Here is a 279-nt window from a genome sequence, read left to right as displayed (position 1 = left end):
ACAAAAAAGCCACTCATTTGAGTGGCTATTCTGTATATGGTGCCGGCACCAAGAGTCGAACTCGGGACCTACTGATTACAAGTCAGTTGCTCTACCAACTGAGCTATGCCGGCTAAATTGTGGTGCCCGAACCCGGAATCGAACCAGGGACACGAGGATTTTCAATCCTCTGCTCTACCGACTGAGCTATTCGGGCAACTAAACTAAGCGTTAGTTAACTACTTCAAACAAGAAACTAACTTGGTCATTAGTGTCTGTGCCGTTTGGAGTGCGCACATA

2 tRNA genes are annotated in these 279 nt (G+C 47.0%); both read right to left on the bottom strand.

Annotation, left to right across the window (positions count from 1 at the left end):
• Positions 1-37 precede the first annotated feature (37 nt).
• Positions 38-113: transfer RNA gene (locus AN944_RS21190), tRNA-Thr, on the bottom strand.
• A gap of 7 nt (positions 114-120) precedes the next feature.
• Positions 121-196: transfer RNA gene (locus AN944_RS21185), tRNA-Phe, on the bottom strand.
• Positions 197-279 lie beyond the last annotated feature (83 nt).

It is taken from the genome of Shewanella sp. P1-14-1 (genome assembly GCF_001401775.1).
GTDB classification, from domain to species: domain Bacteria; phylum Pseudomonadota; class Gammaproteobacteria; order Enterobacterales; family Shewanellaceae; genus Shewanella; species Shewanella japonica.
Note: the sequence above shows the minus strand (reverse complement) of the source record. Positions and strands in the feature narration are given on the sequence as shown.